Below are 17,715 nucleotides of genomic sequence, written 5' to 3'. Positions count from 1 at the left end.
GAGGAGGAGACTTCCATGCATCAACCAACAGGTGTCAAAGCACCCAGAAAGGCAGCACTGGCCAGCTGGATAGGCAGTGCAGTCGAATATTATGATTTCTTCATTTATGGAACGGCAGCCGCGCTCATCTTTCCAAAGATCTTCTTTTCGGCAGCGGATCCGCAGGCGGCAGCCATTGCGTCCTTTGCAACCTTTGGCGTGGCTTACATCGCACGGCCATTCGGCGCCGTTATTCTAGGTCATATCGGCGATCAATTCGGCCGCAAGAAGGTTCTTACATTTACCTTGTTGCTGATGGGCTTCTCAACCTTCATTATTGGATGCCTGCCGACATATGACCACGTCGGTATCCTTGCGCCAATCCTGCTGGTCGTCGCGCGCCTGTTGCAGGGTATCTCGGCAGCGGGCGAACAAGCCGGCGCGAATTCAATGACCCTTGAGCACGCACCACCCAATAGACGGGCGTTTTTCACAAGCTTCACGCTCAGCGGGACGCAAGCCGGGCTCATTCTGGCAACGCTCGTCTTCATACCCATCGCAAGGTTACCTGAAGCAGACCTGTTGTCATGGGCCTGGCGCATTCCCTTCTTCCTTAGCCTCGTTGTGGTCGTCGTCGGCTTCTGGGTGCGGCGCACACTGCCGGAAACACCAGTCTTCATCGAAGAGGCAAAGAAGCATGAAACGTCAAAACTGCCGTTCATAACGCTGTTCAAAAACAACTGGACCGACGTGTTGCGCATTGTTTTCGCCGCGCTGATTTCCGTCGTCAGTACGATATTCAGTGTCTTCACCCTGTCCTATGCGGTCAACACGATGCAGATCGACCGTTCGACCATGCTGACGGTTCTGGTGTTGGCCAACATCGTTGCCCTTGGTGCCATCCCAGCTTGGGCCATGCTCGCAGACCGTATCGGACGCAAGCCGGTTTTCATCTTCGGTGCCCTTGGCTGCGCCGTTCTGATCTGGCCCTATATCTGGGCGATCAGTCAGGGAAATCTGACACTTATCTTTGTTCTCGGCATCCTTTTGTCCGGCATCGTATACAGCGCCTCGAATGGTGTATGGCCAGCCCTGTATGGTGAAATGTTCGATACGCGCGTCCGGCTCTCGGGCATGGCAATCGGCACACAGATCGGCTTTGCCTTGGGAGGCTTTGCGCCAACCATCAGCGCGGCGCTGCTCGGCACCGGACCCAATGGATGGGTGCCTGTGGCAGCGTTCACGACGATAACAGCAATCATTGCTGCGATTTCTGCTGCAACCGCCTCGGAGACTTACCAAACCCCGATGGAAGATCTGGGGAAAAAGTCAGCAAGCGCCGTGGCTTGATTAACTGGCGGGTGGGAGTGCGTGCTCCCGCCCGTCATTTTTGCTGGAGCAGACCGATCACAGCATCGGCAATCATCTGCTTGTGTTTCTGCCTGCGGCCCGGTTCCGACAAATCGATACGGTGGATCGCGCCAAAGGTGTGGCGGTTTGCAACGCGGAAGAAACAGAAAGCGCTGATCATCATGTGGACGTCCACCGGCTCGAGATCGGCGCGAAACAGCCCCTTGGCACGTCCACGCTCCAGTATAGCGTCTATGATCTGAATGATCCGAAGATTGATTTCCCGAATTGATGTTGCTTCGGCGAGGTGCTTGCCCTGATTGATGTTCTCGATCGTGACCAGGCGAACGAAATCCGTATGGCTATCGTCATTCTCGAATGTCTGGTCAATAACGCGGCGCAAAGCCTCGACAGGATCGAGCAGATCAAGTTCCAAAGCGGATTCGATCGCTCTGATATCCGCATAGGCCTTTTCGAGCACAGCCAGATAAAGCCCGTCCTTCCCGCCGAAATAATAATAGATCATGCGTTTGGAAGTTTGCGTCCGCTCGGCAATCGCATCAACCCGCGCGCCACTTAGACCATAGGTAGCAAACTCTTCAGTCGCCACTGCAAGAATATCTGCCTTGGTCCGCTCCGGATCGTTCGTTCGACTCCGCTCAGGTACTGAACGTTTCCTCGAAGGCGTTTGATTTGGCATGCCTGAATCTATCTGTCTGCTGCAATAATCGATATCGCATAATGGACGAACCTGTACGTCCAACGCAATACGGGCAACGAATATCCACCACCCGTATTGTTGCGCTTCGATTCAGCAAGCCTCTGATTTTGCCGCGAGCCCGGGCTGATGCGCAGCGTTGTCACCGCATCCGGCAAAGCAGCGAACCCATATAATTTGTACTCTTGCGGCACTTCCCCTCGTCAGGCAACACCACGCCTGTCGGCCGTCCGCGTAATACCGAGGTGATCACGCAGCGTTGTTCCCTCATATTCCGTGCGGAACAGGCCCCGCTCCTGCAGGATAGGCACCACCTTGCTGCAGAAGTCATCAAGCCCACCGGGGAAATAAGGCGGCATGACATTGAACCCGTCGGCCGCTCTTTCTTCAAACCAGAGCTGCATCCGGTCGGCAATTTCAACAGGCGTACCAAGAATGATGTGATGGCCACGTCCTGCGGCAACCCGCAGGGCGAGCTGGCGAATGGTCAGGTTCTCCCGCTTGGCAAGATCGGTCAGGAGCTTTGCCCGGCTCTGCAATTGATCCGAGACCGGCAGCTCGGGCAACGGCCCGTCAAGGTCATAGCCCGACAGATCGTGTCCCAGCCTTTCGACGAGCAAGGGCATGGCATTCGTCGGATCGGTCCAGCCATCAAGCAAGGCGAGTTTGTCGCGCGCTTCAGCAAAGGTATCTCCGATGACAGGCAAAAAACCCGGCATGATCGCAAGGGAATCCACGTCGCGGCCATGCGCAGCCACGCGTTCCTTTTGGCTCTTGTAAAAACTTTGAGCCTCCTCAATGCTTTGCTGGGCGGTGAACACGATATCTGCATTCCGTGCCGCCAGATCCTGTCCAGGGCCGGACGAGCCTGCCTGAATGATAACCGGATGTCCCTGCGGAGGACGCGATGCGTTAAGCGGTCCCTTTACCGAGAAGTATTTGCCCTTGTGGTCGAGGATGTTGAGTTTGTCGGCATCGGCATAGACGCCTGCTGCCTTGTCTTTCGGGAAGGCGTCATCGTCCCAGCTGTCCCACAACCCTTTGACGACATCGACGAACTCTTCGGCAATGGCATAGCGTTCGTCGTGCTCCGGATGGCGTGCGCCAAAATTGGCGGCTGTCCGTGCATAGGATGTCGTGACGACATTCCAGCCTGCCCGCCCCCGGCTCAGATGATCAAGCGATGCAAAAACGCGGGCTATATGGAACGGCTCACCATAGGTTGTCGACGCCGTTGCCGCCAGTCCAAGCCGTGTGGTTGACATCGCCAGCGCGGACAACAGTGTCAACGGCTCGAACCGCGCCACCATCGACGGGTGCGCATCACTGCCGCTGGTCAGCCCGTCCGCGAGAAACAGAAGATCGAATTTGGCGCGTTCAGCCGTTGCTGCAAGCCGTTGCAAAAGATCAAGATTTTCGCTGCCTGATTCAGCGTCCGGATGCCGCCATCCTGCAACATGGTGGCCCGCACCCTGAAGAAAAAGCCCGAGATGAATTTGCCGTTTTGTCTTGGCCATGGAAAACCCCTAGGACACTGATTGCGTTATGATTGATTCGGATTCTGTTGCATTGGCAGCCAGCGCATCGAGAAGATCAAGCAGATCCGCCCGCGTTTCCATCGTCAACACTGTATGCGGAATCTTTGCCCAAACGGGGTCTGATCCAGCAGCGTCGAAGAACTTGGCGGCCAGATCCTGTGCGCCTCTCAGCACCGAAACCCGGCGCGAGAGTTTGCTGCCGTCGGCAAAGATCACGTCGACAATCGTAAATCGCGTTGCAGGATCATTCGACATGCGCGGCGCTGTTTCGTCGTGGCGTCTTTCGACCAATCGCGCCAGGGCGGCAATCTCGGGGCGCACCGGATGATCGGAAAACACGTCTATGCCAAGCTTGCCATCGATAATCCCCGTCGCAATGACGTATTCGACACTGAATCGGCCATCAACGCCCGTTTGCGGTTCACGTACGACCAAAGCTGCGTCTCCGCCGGGCGGGAACGTAGCGGTGATGGCTTTGATCTTTGCCGGATCGATTGCATGTTCGGAACGCAGTGAAAGGATTGCCTCCGCCGCGCAATGGGTGGCGGTGCAGCAGGGAAATTCCTTGAGGATGAGACCGGGTGAAACAATCTGCCATGGCTCGCCCCATGCCTCGACAGCACGTTCCGGCCGCGCGGCGCCCGCTCCGTAGGCGGCAAAGAAACCGATCGGCCCCTCCAGAAAATCCGGCGAGCCGTTAAAGCCCGCAGCAGCCAGCTTCACGGCTGTCAAACCGGCACGGGCAGCAAGTCCGGCATGCAACGGCTTGGCATCAAACCCGAACTGCAAACGCAGGCCGGCGGACTGGGTGGCGGCAAGCCCAAGCGCGACCGCTATTGTCTCCGGCTTCAGTTTCAACAGGTGCGCGCACGCAGCCGCCGCGCCGATTGTGCCGAGTGTTGCTGTGGCATGAAAGCCGTTTTCATAATGCTTGCTGCCGAGCGCCAGCCCGAGGCGGGACATCGTTTCCACGCCGACGATGTAGGCGGAAACAAGCTCAAGCGCGGATGCTGGCGTCTCGCGGGCTATGGCAAGCAGAGCAGGGAGAATAACCGTCGTGGGATGGCCCCGAACACTGGGGTGCACGTCGTCATAATCGAGGGCATGGCCAGCGTGGCCGTTGACGAGTGCCGCCGTGAAGGGATCTGTTGTTCTGCCCTGCCCGATCAGAATGGCATCGCCATGCCCGGCTAACGGCAGAAACACGTCAAGAACGGCTAGCGTTCCAGTATCGTGTGATCCGGCGATGGTACAGGCAAGAAAATCGATGATGGCCCGTCGCGCCAGCTCCACCGCTTCCGGCGTGCGGAGCGGATCGGACGCTGCAATGAGCCTGGCAAGGTTTGCCGTCAAAGATGCATTGGTCACAATGCTGACTCCCGAGTTTTAGCTCCTGAACCCAAACCATTGATAAAACTATGAATACGCGGATTGCTCGAATTGTGGAACAACGATGCAGGCGAGCCCCGTTCGACGATACGCCCGCCCTCTGTAAACAAGACCTCGTCGCTGATTTCCTCGGCAAACCGCATCTCGTGCGTTACCAATATGCTGGTCAGGCCATCGGCCACCAGTTCACGAATGACCGCCAGCACCTCGCCAACGGTCTCCGGATCGAGAGCCGATGTGACTTCATCAAAGAGCACGAGTTCGGGCCGCATGGCCAAAGCCCGAGCGATAGCGACACGCTGCTGCTGTCCCCCGGAGAGTTCTCCCGGATAGGCATGCTCCTTGTCAGACAGACGCACCCGGGCCAAAAGTTCGCGCGCATGGCGCTCTGCTTCCGGGCGCCCCACGCCCTGAATGCGGACCGGGGCAATCACGATGTTCTCCAGCACACTCAGATGCGGAAAGAGGTTGTACTGCTGAAACACGATACCAATGCGCTTGCGCAAAGGAATGCGCTCAGCTTCGCTCTTCAATTCGTGGACGGCTGTCTGGCCCACGGTAATCGACCCGCGCTGGGGCGTGACCAACCCATTGATGCAACGCAGGATGGTCGATTTGCCCGATCCGGATGGTCCGATAATGGACACCGCATCGCCTTTGCGCACTTCCAGGTCAATGCCTTTCAGAACCTGCGTCTGGCCGAAAGCCAGATGCACATCTTCCATCTTCACCAGAATGGCGCGTTCTTCGCGTTTGGATTCAGTCATCTCTGCTGTTCGCCTCTGATTGCACATTTACCGGACGGCAAACCGTCGTTCGAGGTTTTGCGTGAACCGCGCCACCGGATAACAATAGACAAAGAACCAGACGAGTACCGTCAGATAGACGGCAACCGTAAAATCGGTCCGCTGCACGGCGGTACTGGCATCGGTTGCCGCATGCAGCAACTCGTTGACACCGACGAGTGATGCCAGCGCGGTTCCCATGGAAATGGAGGCATAAAGGTTCATCCACGGCGGCAGGACGCGCTTGATGCATTGGGGCAGGATGATCCACCGCAGTGTCTGTGATCGCGAAAAACCCATTCCCGCAGCCGCTTCCCATTGCGCTGTCGGGATCGATTGCACCGCCCCCCGCACGATTTCCGCAATATGGGCGCTGGCCGGAATGGCCAGTCCAATCGTTGCCTTGATCCAATCGGGAAATGGTATTCTCAAACCGGCCACCAGTATCTCGAAAGGGAAAATATAGGTGGTAGCAAAGATCAGCACGAGATGCGGCGCGTTGCGGAAAATCTGAACATAGACGAGTGCCGGGAACCGGATGAGCGCACGGGGAGAAAGCTCCAGCGCGCCGAGTATCAAGCCGACCAGACTGCCAAGCGCGATGGCACAGATACTGATGAGGATATTCATGGCGAAGCCGCGTGCAAGATACGGGGTCCAGACGAGCAGCGTGGCGGCCGACTCGGGCTCAAAGAACGACCACAGGAGTCCAGCCACGGCGATTCCGCCAAGCACCGGAAGAACGGTGGACGACGCCAATGAAGGAACACGGGAAAATGTCAATATATTCAACATTATATTCCAAGACCCGGAACTTTTAGCTTATTCTCAAGCCAGCGGCCCGTTCGAGCGATCAAAAGATTGATGAGACTGAACAGTAGCAGGATGACGATCATCAGTTCGATGACATTGTCCCTCTGGCTCCAGATCATGATTGAGGCATAGGTAACTTCGCCAACTGCGATGGCCGAGCCGACGGTGGTCAGCTTGGCAAGATTGACCAGATTATTCACGATGGCCGGAAGTGCCGCACGCAGCGCCAGCGGGAACTCCACGAACCACAATATCTGCAGGCGGTTGAAGCCGATGGCACGCGCGGCCTCCAGCGTTGCCGAAGGCACGGATTCAATACCTGCCCGCAAGGCCTCCGCATGGAAGGCAGCGATATGCAGGCCGACGACGGCAACAACCCAAAAGAACGGCGAGAACGGGTTATATTGGGCGCCACCCAGTGCCTTGCTGATCAGCATGTTGACCACAAGAAACGCACACATCAACTGAACCAGCGTCGGTGTATTGCGGGTGAGTTCCACGAACACCCGCGCAGGAACCGAAAGATATTTCCGCCCGGATGTCAGAGCGGCCGCAAGCAGACCACCACCGACAAGGCTGACGGGAATCGTCACCGCAATCAGGATCAGCGTCATGCTAATACCATCGATCCAGATGGTTCGCTCATAGACACTGGTTAAAAAGCCGAAGTTGAAACCCAGACTTTTTGTGTAGGTCACGAAACCTGCGAGAATTGAATCCAGCATGGCCTACATACAGCTTCCGGCCGTGTTGCCAGGCCTCGCCGTCGCAATCAGGATCATTACTGCGAGACCTTGTACTTTTCCCGAGCCTCGATCAAAAACGGGCTGACAGGCAACTGATCTTTCTCGGCGGTCGCAATCATCCAGCCCGAACCGTGCAGATTCTTCATAATCTGGTCGAGAGCTGCCTGCGTATCGGCTTCTCCCTTGCGCAGCCAGACGACGGAGTCGGACGGGATCAGTTCAGTTGGAATGGAAACTTCGTAGTCCTTCCACTCATCCGCTCGCTGCTTGAGCATGAGCTTGACCGTCGCGCCGACATGCACCGCAGCATCACAATTGCCGCCCTTCAACGCGAGCAATGAATCAGGCTGACCTGGGAATCCCTTTACGATGGCGCCATATTCCTCAATCAACGGCTTGGTGAAATTGCTTCCCTGAGAGACGCATACGGTCTTGCCGCGCAGGTCCGCCCAGTCTTTGATGCCACTGTCCTTGCGGACGACCGCCGCACCGCCGCTCACTTCAAAGGCAGTCGGTACGAAGCTCAATATCTCAGCCCGTTCCTGCGTCCACTGCATATTGGCAAGAAGCAGATCAACCTTGCCCTGCTGGAGGAATTGCACACGGTTCGGCGGAGTGACGGCGACCGTTTCCAGCTTTACACCCAGACGCTTTGCAAATTCCCGCGCGAGATCGAGGTTCAACCCCTCCTGCTGCTGCGTCTTCGGATCGATATAGCCATAAGGCGGTCCGGACAGGATCACGCCTGCAACCAGCGTTCCACGTTCCTTGATTCTGTCCAGCGTTGCATCCGCCTGAACAGGCGTCACGTTTACGGCCGCGGCTAATGATGCTGCAAATATTGCAGATAGAATTTTAATCCAACTTTTCACTGGAAGTCCGGTCCTTATGAGAATGGAATTTCGCGTATTGAACACATTTCTTCACCAAACCCATAGGAACAAAATACCAATTCTGCAGAACATAGAGGTAGAACCATCTCCCAAAACAGGTTTCGGTAGACGCTTGTCGTGATACGCGGCAAAGCGGCAAAATGAACGAGCCGGCGGAGAGTCGTTTTCGCACCTTGCGATGCCCTTTGTTCAGCTCTTGGGGCTTTAGTCAAAGTTTATGCCTTTGTGTTAAATCTGCGCGACGCGGGATCAACAGATCCACTCCTGTCAGTCGGGAATATCCATGAGGCATGATGTGATGACAGATATTGAACCGGAAAAACCATCTCTCGGAGACACTGATCGAACACTCCTGAGCCATTTGCGCATGCACCGGCGTAAAACCCGCAATCTCAAGCTTGCTCAACTGGCACCCAGCCTGACTCCAGGCCAAAGAATAGCCGATCAGGTCGCCGCAACCATGGGCTCCTGGTCGTTCATTATCATCCAGACAACAATATTGTTTTTCTGGATCATATTGAACGTGACCGCATACGTGCAGCGCTGGGATCCCTACCCGTTCATTCTGCTCAACCTCGCGCTTTCTTTCCAGGCCGCCTATGCTGCTCCGTTCATCATGATGAGCCAGAACCGCCAGCAGGACATAGACCGCAGAGACGCCGAGAATGACTACAAGATCAATATCAAGGCGGAGCTTGAGATCGAATTACTGCATGAGAAAATGGAACTCCTGCATCAGAAAATCGATTTTCTGAGAGAGAAAGAGGTCCTGTCTCTCACAGAGGAAGTCCGGCGCCTCTGCGATCAAAAATCGTCCCAGTAGGAGTAGCGATGGGCTGCGGGTTACCGGGCTACTGCCCCTACGGGGTTATGCGCCCCGCGAGAATACAACGGCTGTGAAAAGCAGGACACCGGCAAGCACGATGAACGATCCGATGCCAACCAATGCCTCCATGGCCGGACTGCCCTGTAACGTCAGATAAAGTCCGACTGCCATGACAATCACTCCAACCGTATAAACCGCATACTGCAGCAACGGCAGCCTGCCCCCGGCCTTGGCCGGATTGAGTGCATAGTAAATGCCGAAGATGGCGCTACTGACCCACCCCAGCAGATTGAGATGCGCATGAGCCGGATAGGCGCTGTGGTCCCCTGATATCCCCATGTGCAGTCCCATGGCGATGCCGATCAGAAACAAGATCGTTGCCGTTTTGAAATACAGATTTGAAATCCGTGGCATGACGCGCTCCCTGCCACCTGCGAAACTGCAGCCGCTCGTGGCTTATCCGTTTTGTTTGTATGCGAGGCGGTATCCCCGCCGATCATGTTCTGTCTTTGCCCGAGAGCGACAGGCTTTGAACAGTTGTCATTTGCCAGCTATCCCATATCCGTTCACAGGCACGTTCCAGCGATCCGGCAACCAAAGAGACAAGCTTGGAGAGGCCTTTTATCTGGATGCAGCAGCGGATAAGTTCCTGATGGAACCAATAAGTTTCTGACGCCCGTCCTGAAGATGCTCTGCCAGTATCTGTACTGCCTGCGCCTCGTCTCCTTGACGGCAGGCCGCTATGATGCCTCGGTGTCCCTTGTGCGGGAGATTGCGAAAATCGCCATTTGACAGAAAGATCCGAACATAGCGGTCAGCGGCCCCATGCTGTGCTTCAATAAGCGACAGCAGCCGTGAGTTGCGGCACGGGTTGTAGAGCGTCATGTGAAAAGCCAGATTCAACGTACCCCAGCGGCTGACGTCGGGCTCCGCGGCAATCCGGTCCTGCACGCTTTCGGCCTCATCCAGAATCTCATCGGTGAAAAAGGGAAAAGCCAAATGCAGCGCCGCACATTCAAGCAGTTCGCGAATGGTAAAAATCTCGCTGATTTCAACAGCGTCCATCTCGGCGACGAAGGCGCCGCGGGTCGGATGAATGGAGACCAGGCCCTCAGCCTCCAACAGCCGCAGTGCATCGCGTACCGGCATCCGGCTGGTGCCAAATCGCATTGCTAGATCGTCCTGGCGCAAGGCGGTACCAGATGAAATTATACCTTTGACAATGGCTTCACGCAAAGTGCTGGCAACTTGATCTGCCGCCGTCTGCGGTTTTTTCATTTCGCTGCCGAACAACTTGTCCAACGAACTCATTCCACCCCCTTGTGCTTTTCATCTGGACATGCGCGAGGCCGCTATTGAATGTCAACACACGAACTTGTATACGAGTATCCCAAATTTATACGGGCGCTGAAATTTCATGACACGCTGAAATGACCGGTCTCTCCATAGCCACTTCCAATCTCATCTCCCGCTATGGTGCCGTCCCGACGTTGAAAGGTTCAAGCATGCTGCCGCGCTCGTTCGATCCAATCGTTTAAAAATGACAGGAAATGGTCTGGATTTGACGGCTGCAATGAGCAGAGCCGATGCCTGCACAACACAGTTCGGAAACTTCGGCACTCATAGTCGTGGTCAGTTTGATCGCTCGCAGCCGAGCACGCGAATACGATCAGAAGGGGGTTAAGCATGATTGAAGCAACGTTAGCGCAGATAACAGGGCTGATCGGCCAGATTTATCTGGCCGCCTTCGATCCGACGCAATGGACACCTGCCATTCAATCGACGCGTCAGCTTTTCAACAGTTCCGCTGTTTGTCTCACCAATCACACGACAAACGCTTCTGGCACCTGGGCATTCAATACCAACCAGGACGAAGGCTATTTCCGTAAATATATTGAGGAACACACTCATACCAATCCCTACGTGTCCTCCCTCTCAGCCGGGCCGCTGCACCGTATCGTTGCCGATAGAAATCTCTTCGATGTGGACACGTTCCGGCGCAGCGCGTTCTGGAACGAATGGATGAAACCGCAGGACATGTACGACGGCCTGTGCTGCAAGCTCAACCACACGGCAAGCAGCCTTACATTCGTTGATATCAGACGCGGTCCCAACCAGCCGTCTTTCGAGAACAAGGAAGCCGATCTTTTCGCGCTTCTCACCCCCCATTTCGAGCGTGCAAGCCAGATAAACGAACAGATGCGGCTCGCCAGCGCCTTGACGGCAACCTTTTCGCGCCTGCCTTTTGGGGCGGTACTGGTGGACGCCGATCTACGGATTCTGGAGTTGAATGATGCTGCCGGTATCCTTCTCGAGGCCGGTCATGCCGAGCTGATGCGGCGCAATGGATTTCTGACAACGCAGTCCCAGTCACTACGCCAGCTGAAGAAGCTTGTGGCGGAAGCGTGCGGCCTTCATATGGACGGCCTGATTGGCACGGGTGGCCGCATGATTGTGGAAACCTCCACGGATGCCGGGCAAATGGTAAACTATGTCCTGGAAGTCGCACCGGCGTTTGATTCGCCCTTTTCCGGATTGACGATTGGTCGCTGCGCCATTGTCATCGTCAAGAAGATCGACATGAGTAATCCTGAGGGTCTGGATGAGCAAATCCGGGCAATCTTCAAATTGACGCCATCCGAAGCCCGGCTCGCCGTATTGCTCGCGGGCGGTCTTGCGCTCAAGGACGCCGCCCAGGAGGCAGGTCTGAGGAACACAACGGCGCGCGCTTATCTCGAACGTCTCTTTCACAAGACGGGAACCCACCAGCAAAGCCAACTGGTAGCCTTGCTCAAGAATGCGGCGCCTGTCTTGCTAAGGAATGGCCGGTAAGGAGGGCGCATGACAAGTTCGTCAAAAATGCGATACCCTGCGGCTTTGGATCGAACCAGGAGTTCCCGCATCCCGCAGGGTAATTAATGCCACCCTTGTCATATGACAGCTGCTCAGGATTTGCGGCTTACCTAAAACGTGCACATGGTATTGTTTGAGAGGATAGCCAGACTCTCGCAAAAAAGTTTGGCATGCGGCATTTCCCATGGGAAGGCGAACACTTCATCACCGCCGAAGAGCTCTTCGGGTTGAACTGGACAGTTTTAAAGGCCGTGATGCGAAAAGGATAAATCCATGTTTTTGAGACCGAGTGGTTGGAATTACGAAACAGGAGCTACCGGTGGCCTTGGTATCGGATACGTGATTGGTTCCGGCGGGAAAATTATCCTGAACGATCCTTCGGGAACCCAGAAAAACTTCTGGTACGGCGGCATAGGGGGTGGAATCGGTGAGGAAGCCAGACTTGGTAAGTTCAAAGCGCCTGTGTTCAAGATCAAAGGAAAAGCAATTGGCGCTGCGGGGTCCTCAACGTCCTACCCGAGTGGTGGCGTGGTTTACATGACAGATGCGTTCAAAGGCAAAGAACTGGCCGAATCGGACATTCAGGGCGCGACTGTCTACATTGACGCGGCCGCCGGTCTCATAATAGGCCTTAGCGGATCGGCAATGCTCCTGGGTATAGAACCATTGCCGCTCATGATGGGGTTGTCCAATCCTGCAATGATGCTCATTGCAAATGTAGCCATCTTGCGCGCGCCAGCCGTGCTGGTGATGGGTGGAGTTAATGTCGGTCTGCAGGCCGGTGCCGGGATCGGCGCTCTGGTCGGCTATCTGCGCTAGCCAACAAGACGAAAATTTTATCCCAAGTCTATAGTCGAGGGGTCCGAGGGCATGATAGGCATGCTCTCGCACCCCTCGTTCACTCTGTGGCCAAAATATTTCGTCACACCTGTCTTAAACGTACAGGTTGAATCGTCCTAAAGGGAAACTCATCAATTGTTTGGCTGTTCAGACGATTGCCGCTATTCCTGCCCGCAATTTAGTTAAGGCAAAATCATGACCCATGACTCCTCCAGTTACAGCGATGCAGTATCGCCTGTAGACGCTGTCGAAGACCACAGGGCCCGCAACAAGCTCGTCATTGCTCTGCTTCTGGTGTCGGCATTCGTCGTCATCCTCAATGAGACCATCATGGGCGTGGCACTCCCGCATCTGATGACTGATCTTCAGATTACGGCTAGCGCCGCTCAATGGCTCACCACGGCGTTCATGCTGACAATGGCGGTTGTCATCCCGGTTACCGGCTATCTCCTGCAGCGCCTCAATACGCGTCCTGTATTCATTCTGGCCATGTCGCTGTTCAGCGCCGGCACGCTTGTTTCAGCGCTTGCACCGGGCTTTGCCGAGCTTGTCATCGGACGTATCGTGCAGGCCTCGGGCACAGCGATCATGATGCCGTTGCTCATGACCACGGTGATGAACCTTGTGCCGCCGGAGACGCGCGGCAAGACCATGGGCAACATCTCGATCGTCATCTCGGTTGCCCCGGCAATCGGCCCAACGATTTCCGGGTTGATCCTGTCGGCACTTGACTGGCGCTGGCTGTTTCTCCTTGTGCTGCCAATCGCACTCGGCGCACTGGCATTGGGCGCCTCCAAGATAAAGAACGTGACTGTCCCCACCACCGCGCCCATTGATATCCTTTCGATATTTCTCTCTGCCATTGGTTTTGGCAGCTTCGTCTATGGCCTCAGCGGGCTGGGTGAAGCCGCACTTCATCCCCCTGTTGTGTCACCATGGATTCCGCTCCTGATCGGAGCAGCCGTAATCGCTGTTTTTGTATTGCGTCAATTGCAGTTGCAGAAGCAGGAGCGGGCACTCCTTGACCTGCGCACCCTGGCGACAACGACATTCACCGTCGCCGTGATCATGATGGCGATCCTCATGATGTCGATGTTTGGCGTGTTCATCCTTCTGCCAATCTATCTGCAGAACGTGCTGGGACTTTCCACACTGCAAACGGGCCTCTTGCTGCTGCCGGGCGGACTGATCATGGGGCTTTGCGCGCCAAAGGTCGGAAGCCTGTTCGATAAATATGGTCCGAAACCGCTGGTCATTCCAGGCGCAATCCTGTTCAGTCTGGTCATGTGGGGCTTGACGCTTGTCCAACCGGACACGCCCTATTGGATGCTCTTGATTGCACATATCGTGCTGAGTATCGGCCTTGCTCTGATGTTCACGCCATTGTTCACCGTCAGTCTGGGATCATTGCCGCCCAAACTCTATTCCCATGGCAGTGCCATGATCGGCACGACACAGCAGGTTGCCGGTGCTGCAGGCACCGCCTTGTTTGTCGCGATCATGACGTTGCGGGGAGCAAGTATCTCCGCGGAAGGGTCCACTATCCTGATCTCGACGACCGGTGGCATCAAGACAGCATTTCTCTGTGGAGCGATCATTTCGCTGGGCGCAGTCGTAGCGTCCTTCTTCGTCAGGAAACCCGCGGCATAGGCTGGAACCGATTGTCAAACATTGAGTGAGCCCGCAATATCCGCATGGGCTCATCTCTTCCAGAACCAGTATAGCGTCCAGTCCAGCGATGTGCCGGGCGCGTCACATCGTTATGCGAGAACAATGAACTGAAATGACGGTCCAGGCATTAGACTTGCGGCTCCAGACGCGCGTGTATGCCAATTTCTCCGAAAACTTCTCGCCATAATATGTGCCGGTAACCCTCGCTCTCAACGAGACCAGCGCAACATTATCGAGCGGCTTGATGACACGATCCAGAACCTCGATGTTCATGAACTCCAGAACACCGTTGCGATAGATTTCAAGGTCTGCCGCCTTGTCAACGCGACGCCCCTGATGATCAATAAAGGTGAGGTCTTCCGCCAACAACTTCTTCAGTGCCTCAACGTCACCGGCCAGCATTGCAAGTCTCAGACGTTCTTCACATTGTTCAATGGCGGCAACGTCAATTGTATCGGATGCGGTGGTCATCGTTTTTTCCCCTCCTGTATATAGCATCGGTCCGTACCATTGGAGGTTGTGGACAGAACCGTGAAAGCAAAATCTATAGCCCGGGCCACCCGATACTCAATACTAAAGTGGACCGGACCCTTGGCAGGTTTTGGTAAAAGCCAACGCACAGAAGCTAACCCAGCATATCTGAACATGGCATTAACCATAAAAACTCTCTTGAATAAACTCCATTGATATATTCGCGGCAAATGCGGTCTGGAAGAACAGAAATCTATTCACGACGCTATCGATAGACGCTACATCAGCGCATCATTGTCGAGTAAAGATTGGATCTCCCTATGACTGACACCGTTCTCGATCGCTTTCTTCGCTACGTCGTTATTGACACTCAATCAGATCCCAAATCATCGGCGCAACCCACCACAGAGAAGCAAAAGAATTTGGGGCGCCTGCTTGTCCAGGAGTTGCTGGCCATCGGACTGTCCGATGCGCATCTCGATGAGCATGGCTATGTCTATGCAACCATTCCATCGAACGTCGACAAGCCGGTACCGGTGATTTGCTTCTGTTCCCACATGGACACTGCACCAGACTTCACCGGCACAAACGTCAAGCCGCAGATCCTGCACAATTACCGTGGCGGCGACATCCAGCTATCCGGAGATCCGCAACAGATCATTCGCGTCGCGAACAATCCGGTGCTTCTTGATCAGATCGGAAACGACATCATTACAACAGATGGAACGACGCTGCTTGGCGCAGACGATAAGGCCGGCCTTGCCGAAATTATGAGCATGGCGCAGATTCTCGTCGATAACCCTGACATCCGGCATGGCACCATCAAGCTCCTCTTCACCCCCGATGAAGAAGTCGGACGCGGCGCGGACAAGGTTGATCTGGTGAAGCTAGGTGCACAGTTCGCCTACACCGTTGACGGTGAGACGGCCGGCCATATTGAAGACGAGACGTTCTCTGCCGACGGTGTTGATATAACCATTCAGGGTGTTGCCATTCATCCGGGCTTCGCCAAGGACAAGATGGAAAATGCAATCAAGATTGCCGGAGCAATCATCGATCGGTTGCCCAAGGATGTCGCACCCGAAGCGACAGCAGGTCGTGACGGCTTCATCCACCCAACCGGCGTGACCGGCTCAATGGAAAAGGCTAGCCTCAGCTTTATCGTGCGCGACTTCAATGATGACGGTCTTGCAACCAAGGAAGCGACGATAGAAACCATCGTCAAGGATGTTATGGCGGATTATCCCGGCTCCTCCTACACTTTGAAGATCACACAGCAATATCGCAACATGAAGGTTGTTCTCGACCGCCATCCAGAGATTGTCGAGAATGCTCTGGAAGCGGTGCGCCGCGCCGGCATGGAACCTGTGCGTGGCAGTATCCGGGGCGGTACCGACGGCTCCCGCCTCTCCTTCATGGGATTACCCTGTCCCAACATATTCGCCGGTGGCCATGCCTTTCACTCACCGCTTGAATGGGTCAGTCGGCAAGATATGGAAAAAGCCGTAAACACACTCGTTGAACTGGCAAAGATCTGGGAAGAGCGCGCTTAACGATTCTAAGCCTGGCAATATCCGCAGTCAGCCAATGGCTGCGGATATATTCTCATTGACGACCGGCAATCACACCATAATGACTTTTGGTGCCGTTCGCCTCATCTTCTGGTCCCACTATTTGCCAATATACAACCCCTGAAAAACCATCGGATTCTTCCTCTGATATCTTCCTCACCAGTTTTGGCAATTGACATCCAAAACGTTTTGGAAAATTATAAATCAAGCACTTCTGGGAGGGGGCATGTCCAATCTGAAACAACTGGCACAATCGCTGGGCTTGTCCATTACCACAGTTTCACGGGCTCTGGATGGCTATTCAGATGTCTCCGCCAAAACGAAGGCGCGCGTTCTCGAGGCTGCTGCCAGAACAGGATATCAGCCCAACGCATCGGCGCGGCGCCTGCGCCGGCAGCGGGCCGAACTGGTCGCTGTTACATTGCCAACTGCTCCGGGTCATATCGGACCTCCGCATTTCCTCGATATCCTTTCGGCATGCGCCGAGCATCTTGCTCTTTCCGGCCTCAATCTTGTTATTGCTCCAGTGCCGCGCGGCCAAAGCGAACTGGAAATGTGCCGGCGCTTTGTCGACGGACAGCGCGTCGACGCCATGCTGCTGGTTCGTACCAAGCGGCATGACGAGCGGGTGGAACTTCTGCAGTCACGCGACATCCCGTTCGTTACTCTTGGCCGGACGGAATCGGCCAGACCCCACGCTTTTCTCGATGGTGATGGCTTTGCGGGATTTCGCGATGCAACCCTGCGTTTCATCGCTGATGGCCATACGCATATAGGGCATGTCGCTGGACCGCAGGAATTTTCCTTTGCGCATCACCGGCGCCTGGGTTGGGACGATGCCCTGAGACGAGCCGGACTGCCAACGGAACTTGTTATTGAAGGCGACCCTACCGAACATGGCGGTTATGCAGCCGCAAAAGTCCTGATGAGCGGCCCGGTCAAACCCACGGCTATTCTCTGTGCAACGGATGAAATGGCCGTCGGCACCTTGCGGGCGCTGCGCGAAGTCGCCGGCGGAAACGCGGTGAGCATTATCGGTCATGATGACCTGCCGATGAGCGCGTTTACCGATCCGCCACTGTCGACCATGCGCGTGACAGGCGATGATATTGGTGTTCGCATAGCACTGCTCTTGCTGCGAGCCCTCGGTGGAGAGGCACCGGAAACCTTACAGGAGATCCATCCCGTGGAATTCCTGCCGCGTGCCAGCCACCGCCGGTCGCAACGATTGGCCGCCAATGATGCGGGCGCTCAAGAAGAATAATGGAGGAG

Annotated in this window: 17 protein-coding genes; 7 read left to right on the top strand and 10 right to left on the bottom strand. The window is 55.4% G+C overall.

Features of this window, described 5'->3' with window-relative positions; genetic code table 11:
- The first annotated feature begins 15 nt into the window (after positions 1-15).
- Positions 16-1,329, top strand: a complete 1,314-nt coding sequence (locus FHW16_RS15690) for an MFS transporter (RefSeq protein ID WP_182550151.1) — start codon at positions 16-18, stop codon at positions 1,327-1,329.
- Positions 1,330-1,363: 34 nt separating this feature from the next.
- Here FHW16_RS15690 and FHW16_RS15685 read toward each other — a convergent pair whose 3' ends face one another.
- The 7 genes from FHW16_RS15685 to FHW16_RS15655 all read right to left on the bottom strand — a co-directional run bounded on the left by FHW16_RS15685 (position 1,364) and on the right by FHW16_RS15655 (position 8,127).
- The gene (locus tag FHW16_RS15685; RefSeq protein ID WP_182550150.1) at positions 1,364-2,029 is read right to left on the bottom strand and encodes a TetR/AcrR family transcriptional regulator; all 666 of its coding nucleotides are present in this window, start codon (positions 2,027-2,029) and stop codon (positions 1,364-1,366) included.
- Positions 2,030-2,250: 221 nt separating this feature from the next.
- Entirely contained in the window at positions 2,251-3,564 is a 1,314-nt protein-coding gene (locus FHW16_RS15680; RefSeq protein ID WP_182550149.1) for an LLM class flavin-dependent oxidoreductase, read from the bottom strand.
- 9 nt (positions 3,565-3,573) lie between these two features.
- Positions 3,574-4,956, bottom strand: coding sequence for an MmgE/PrpD family protein (locus tag FHW16_RS15675; RefSeq protein WP_182550254.1), 1,383 nt, complete (start codon positions 4,954-4,956; stop codon positions 3,574-3,576).
- A complete protein-coding gene (locus FHW16_RS15670) occupies positions 4,950-5,741 on the bottom strand; it encodes an amino acid ABC transporter ATP-binding protein (RefSeq protein WP_182550148.1) in 792 nt (263 codons plus the stop codon). The genes FHW16_RS15675 and FHW16_RS15670 overlap by 7 nt, the downstream gene beginning before the upstream one ends.
- A gap of 27 nt (positions 5,742-5,768) precedes the next feature.
- Positions 5,769-6,554 carry an amino acid ABC transporter permease gene (locus FHW16_RS15665; RefSeq protein ID WP_182550147.1) on the bottom strand — a complete coding sequence of 262 codons (786 nt, stop codon included), beginning with the start codon at positions 6,552-6,554 and terminating at the stop codon, positions 5,769-5,771.
- Positions 6,554-7,297 (bottom strand): amino acid ABC transporter permease, encoded by a 744-nt coding sequence (locus FHW16_RS15660; protein ID WP_182550146.1) that lies wholly within the window; start codon positions 7,295-7,297, stop codon positions 6,554-6,556. Before FHW16_RS15660 ends, FHW16_RS15665 begins: the two co-directional genes overlap by 1 nt.
- Positions 7,298-7,353: 56 nt before the next feature.
- A complete protein-coding gene (locus FHW16_RS15655) occupies positions 7,354-8,127 on the bottom strand; it encodes a transporter substrate-binding domain-containing protein (protein ID WP_348643897.1) in 774 nt (257 codons plus the stop codon).
- Between the two features lie 382 nt (positions 8,128-8,509).
- On the opposite strand from FHW16_RS15655, the gene FHW16_RS15650 reads away from it, so the two are divergent.
- A complete protein-coding gene (locus FHW16_RS15650) occupies positions 8,510-9,034 on the top strand; it encodes a DUF1003 domain-containing protein (RefSeq protein ID WP_182550144.1) in 525 nt (174 codons plus the stop codon).
- 45 nt (positions 9,035-9,079) lie between these two features.
- Here FHW16_RS15650 and FHW16_RS15645 read toward each other — a convergent pair whose 3' ends face one another.
- Positions 9,080-9,451, bottom strand: a complete 372-nt coding sequence (locus tag FHW16_RS15645) for a hypothetical protein (protein WP_182550143.1) — start codon at positions 9,449-9,451, stop codon at positions 9,080-9,082.
- Between the two features lie 207 nt (positions 9,452-9,658).
- Positions 9,659-10,348: a GntR family transcriptional regulator gene (locus FHW16_RS15640; protein ID WP_246711797.1), complete on the bottom strand. Its 690-nt coding sequence runs from the start codon at positions 10,346-10,348 to the stop codon at positions 9,659-9,661.
- Between the two features lie 375 nt (positions 10,349-10,723).
- Between FHW16_RS15640 and FHW16_RS15635 the strand changes: the two genes are divergently transcribed.
- The 3 genes from FHW16_RS15635 (at position 10,724) to FHW16_RS15625 (ending at position 14,380) form a co-directional block, all read left to right on the top strand.
- Positions 10,724-11,869, top strand: a complete 1,146-nt coding sequence (locus FHW16_RS15635; RefSeq protein ID WP_182550142.1) for a helix-turn-helix transcriptional regulator — start codon at positions 10,724-10,726, stop codon at positions 11,867-11,869.
- 294 nt (positions 11,870-12,163) lie between these two features.
- Positions 12,164-12,709, top strand: coding sequence for a hypothetical protein (locus tag FHW16_RS15630; RefSeq protein ID WP_182550141.1), 546 nt, complete (start codon positions 12,164-12,166; stop codon positions 12,707-12,709).
- Positions 12,710-12,925: 216 nt separating this feature from the next.
- On the top strand, positions 12,926-14,380 hold the full coding sequence (locus FHW16_RS15625; protein WP_182550140.1) for an MDR family MFS transporter: 1,455 nt from the start codon (positions 12,926-12,928) through the stop codon (positions 14,378-14,380).
- A gap of 102 nt (positions 14,381-14,482) precedes the next feature.
- Here FHW16_RS15625 and FHW16_RS15620 read toward each other — a convergent pair whose 3' ends face one another.
- Entirely contained in the window at positions 14,483-14,872 is a 390-nt protein-coding gene (locus FHW16_RS15620) for a nuclear transport factor 2 family protein (RefSeq protein ID WP_182550139.1), read from the bottom strand.
- A gap of 320 nt (positions 14,873-15,192) precedes the next feature.
- On the opposite strand from FHW16_RS15620, the gene pepT reads away from it, so the two are divergent.
- Both pepT and FHW16_RS15610 read left to right on the top strand, forming a co-directional pair.
- A complete protein-coding gene (gene pepT, locus FHW16_RS15615) occupies positions 15,193-16,425 on the top strand; it encodes a peptidase T (RefSeq protein WP_182550138.1) in 1,233 nt (410 codons plus the stop codon).
- A gap of 244 nt (positions 16,426-16,669) precedes the next feature.
- A complete protein-coding gene (locus FHW16_RS15610) occupies positions 16,670-17,707 on the top strand; it encodes a LacI family DNA-binding transcriptional regulator (RefSeq protein ID WP_182550137.1) in 1,038 nt (345 codons plus the stop codon).
- Positions 17,708-17,715: the final 8 nt, after the last annotated feature.

The organism is Phyllobacterium myrsinacearum, assembly GCF_014138285.1.
GTDB classification, from domain to species: domain Bacteria; phylum Pseudomonadota; class Alphaproteobacteria; order Rhizobiales; family Rhizobiaceae; genus Phyllobacterium; species Phyllobacterium myrsinacearum_A.
This window is presented reverse-complemented; position numbering and strand designations above follow the sequence as displayed.

Bases quoted from the DNA above. Each gene is read 5' to 3' on its own strand.
- pepT (WP_182550138.1), top strand. From the start codon at position 15,193: ATGACTGACACCGTTCTCGATCGCTTTCTTCGCTACGTCGTTATTGAC.
- FHW16_RS15685 (WP_182550150.1), bottom strand. From the start codon at position 2,029: ATGCCAAATCAAACGCCTTCGAGGAAACGTTCAGTACCTGAGCGGAGT.
- FHW16_RS15690 (WP_182550151.1), top strand. From the start codon at position 16: ATGCATCAACCAACAGGTGTCAAAGCACCCAGAAAGGCAGCACTGGCC.
- FHW16_RS15670 (WP_182550148.1), bottom strand. From the start codon at position 5,741: ATGACTGAATCCAAACGCGAAGAACGCGCCATTCTGGTGAAGATGGAA.
- FHW16_RS15660 (WP_182550146.1), bottom strand. From the start codon at position 7,297: ATGCTGGATTCAATTCTCGCAGGTTTCGTGACCTACACAAAAAGTCTG.
- FHW16_RS15650 (WP_182550144.1), top strand. From the start codon at position 8,510: ATGACAGATATTGAACCGGAAAAACCATCTCTCGGAGACACTGATCGA.
- FHW16_RS15680 (WP_182550149.1), bottom strand. From the start codon at position 3,564: ATGGCCAAGACAAAACGGCAAATTCATCTCGGGCTTTTTCTTCAGGGT.
- FHW16_RS15665 (WP_182550147.1), bottom strand. From the start codon at position 6,554: ATGTTGAATATATTGACATTTTCCCGTGTTCCTTCATTGGCGTCGTCC.
- FHW16_RS15620 (WP_182550139.1), bottom strand. From the start codon at position 14,872: ATGACCACCGCATCCGATACAATTGACGTTGCCGCCATTGAACAATGT.
- FHW16_RS15645 (WP_182550143.1), bottom strand. From the start codon at position 9,451: ATGCCACGGATTTCAAATCTGTATTTCAAAACGGCAACGATCTTGTTT.
- FHW16_RS15610 (WP_182550137.1), top strand. From the start codon at position 16,670: ATGTCCAATCTGAAACAACTGGCACAATCGCTGGGCTTGTCCATTACC.
- FHW16_RS15640 (WP_246711797.1), bottom strand. From the start codon at position 10,348: ATGAGTTCGTTGGACAAGTTGTTCGGCAGCGAAATGAAAAAACCGCAG.
- FHW16_RS15625 (WP_182550140.1), top strand. From the start codon at position 12,926: ATGACCCATGACTCCTCCAGTTACAGCGATGCAGTATCGCCTGTAGAC.
- FHW16_RS15630 (WP_182550141.1), top strand. From the start codon at position 12,164: ATGTTTTTGAGACCGAGTGGTTGGAATTACGAAACAGGAGCTACCGGT.
- FHW16_RS15635 (WP_182550142.1), top strand. From the start codon at position 10,724: ATGATTGAAGCAACGTTAGCGCAGATAACAGGGCTGATCGGCCAGATT.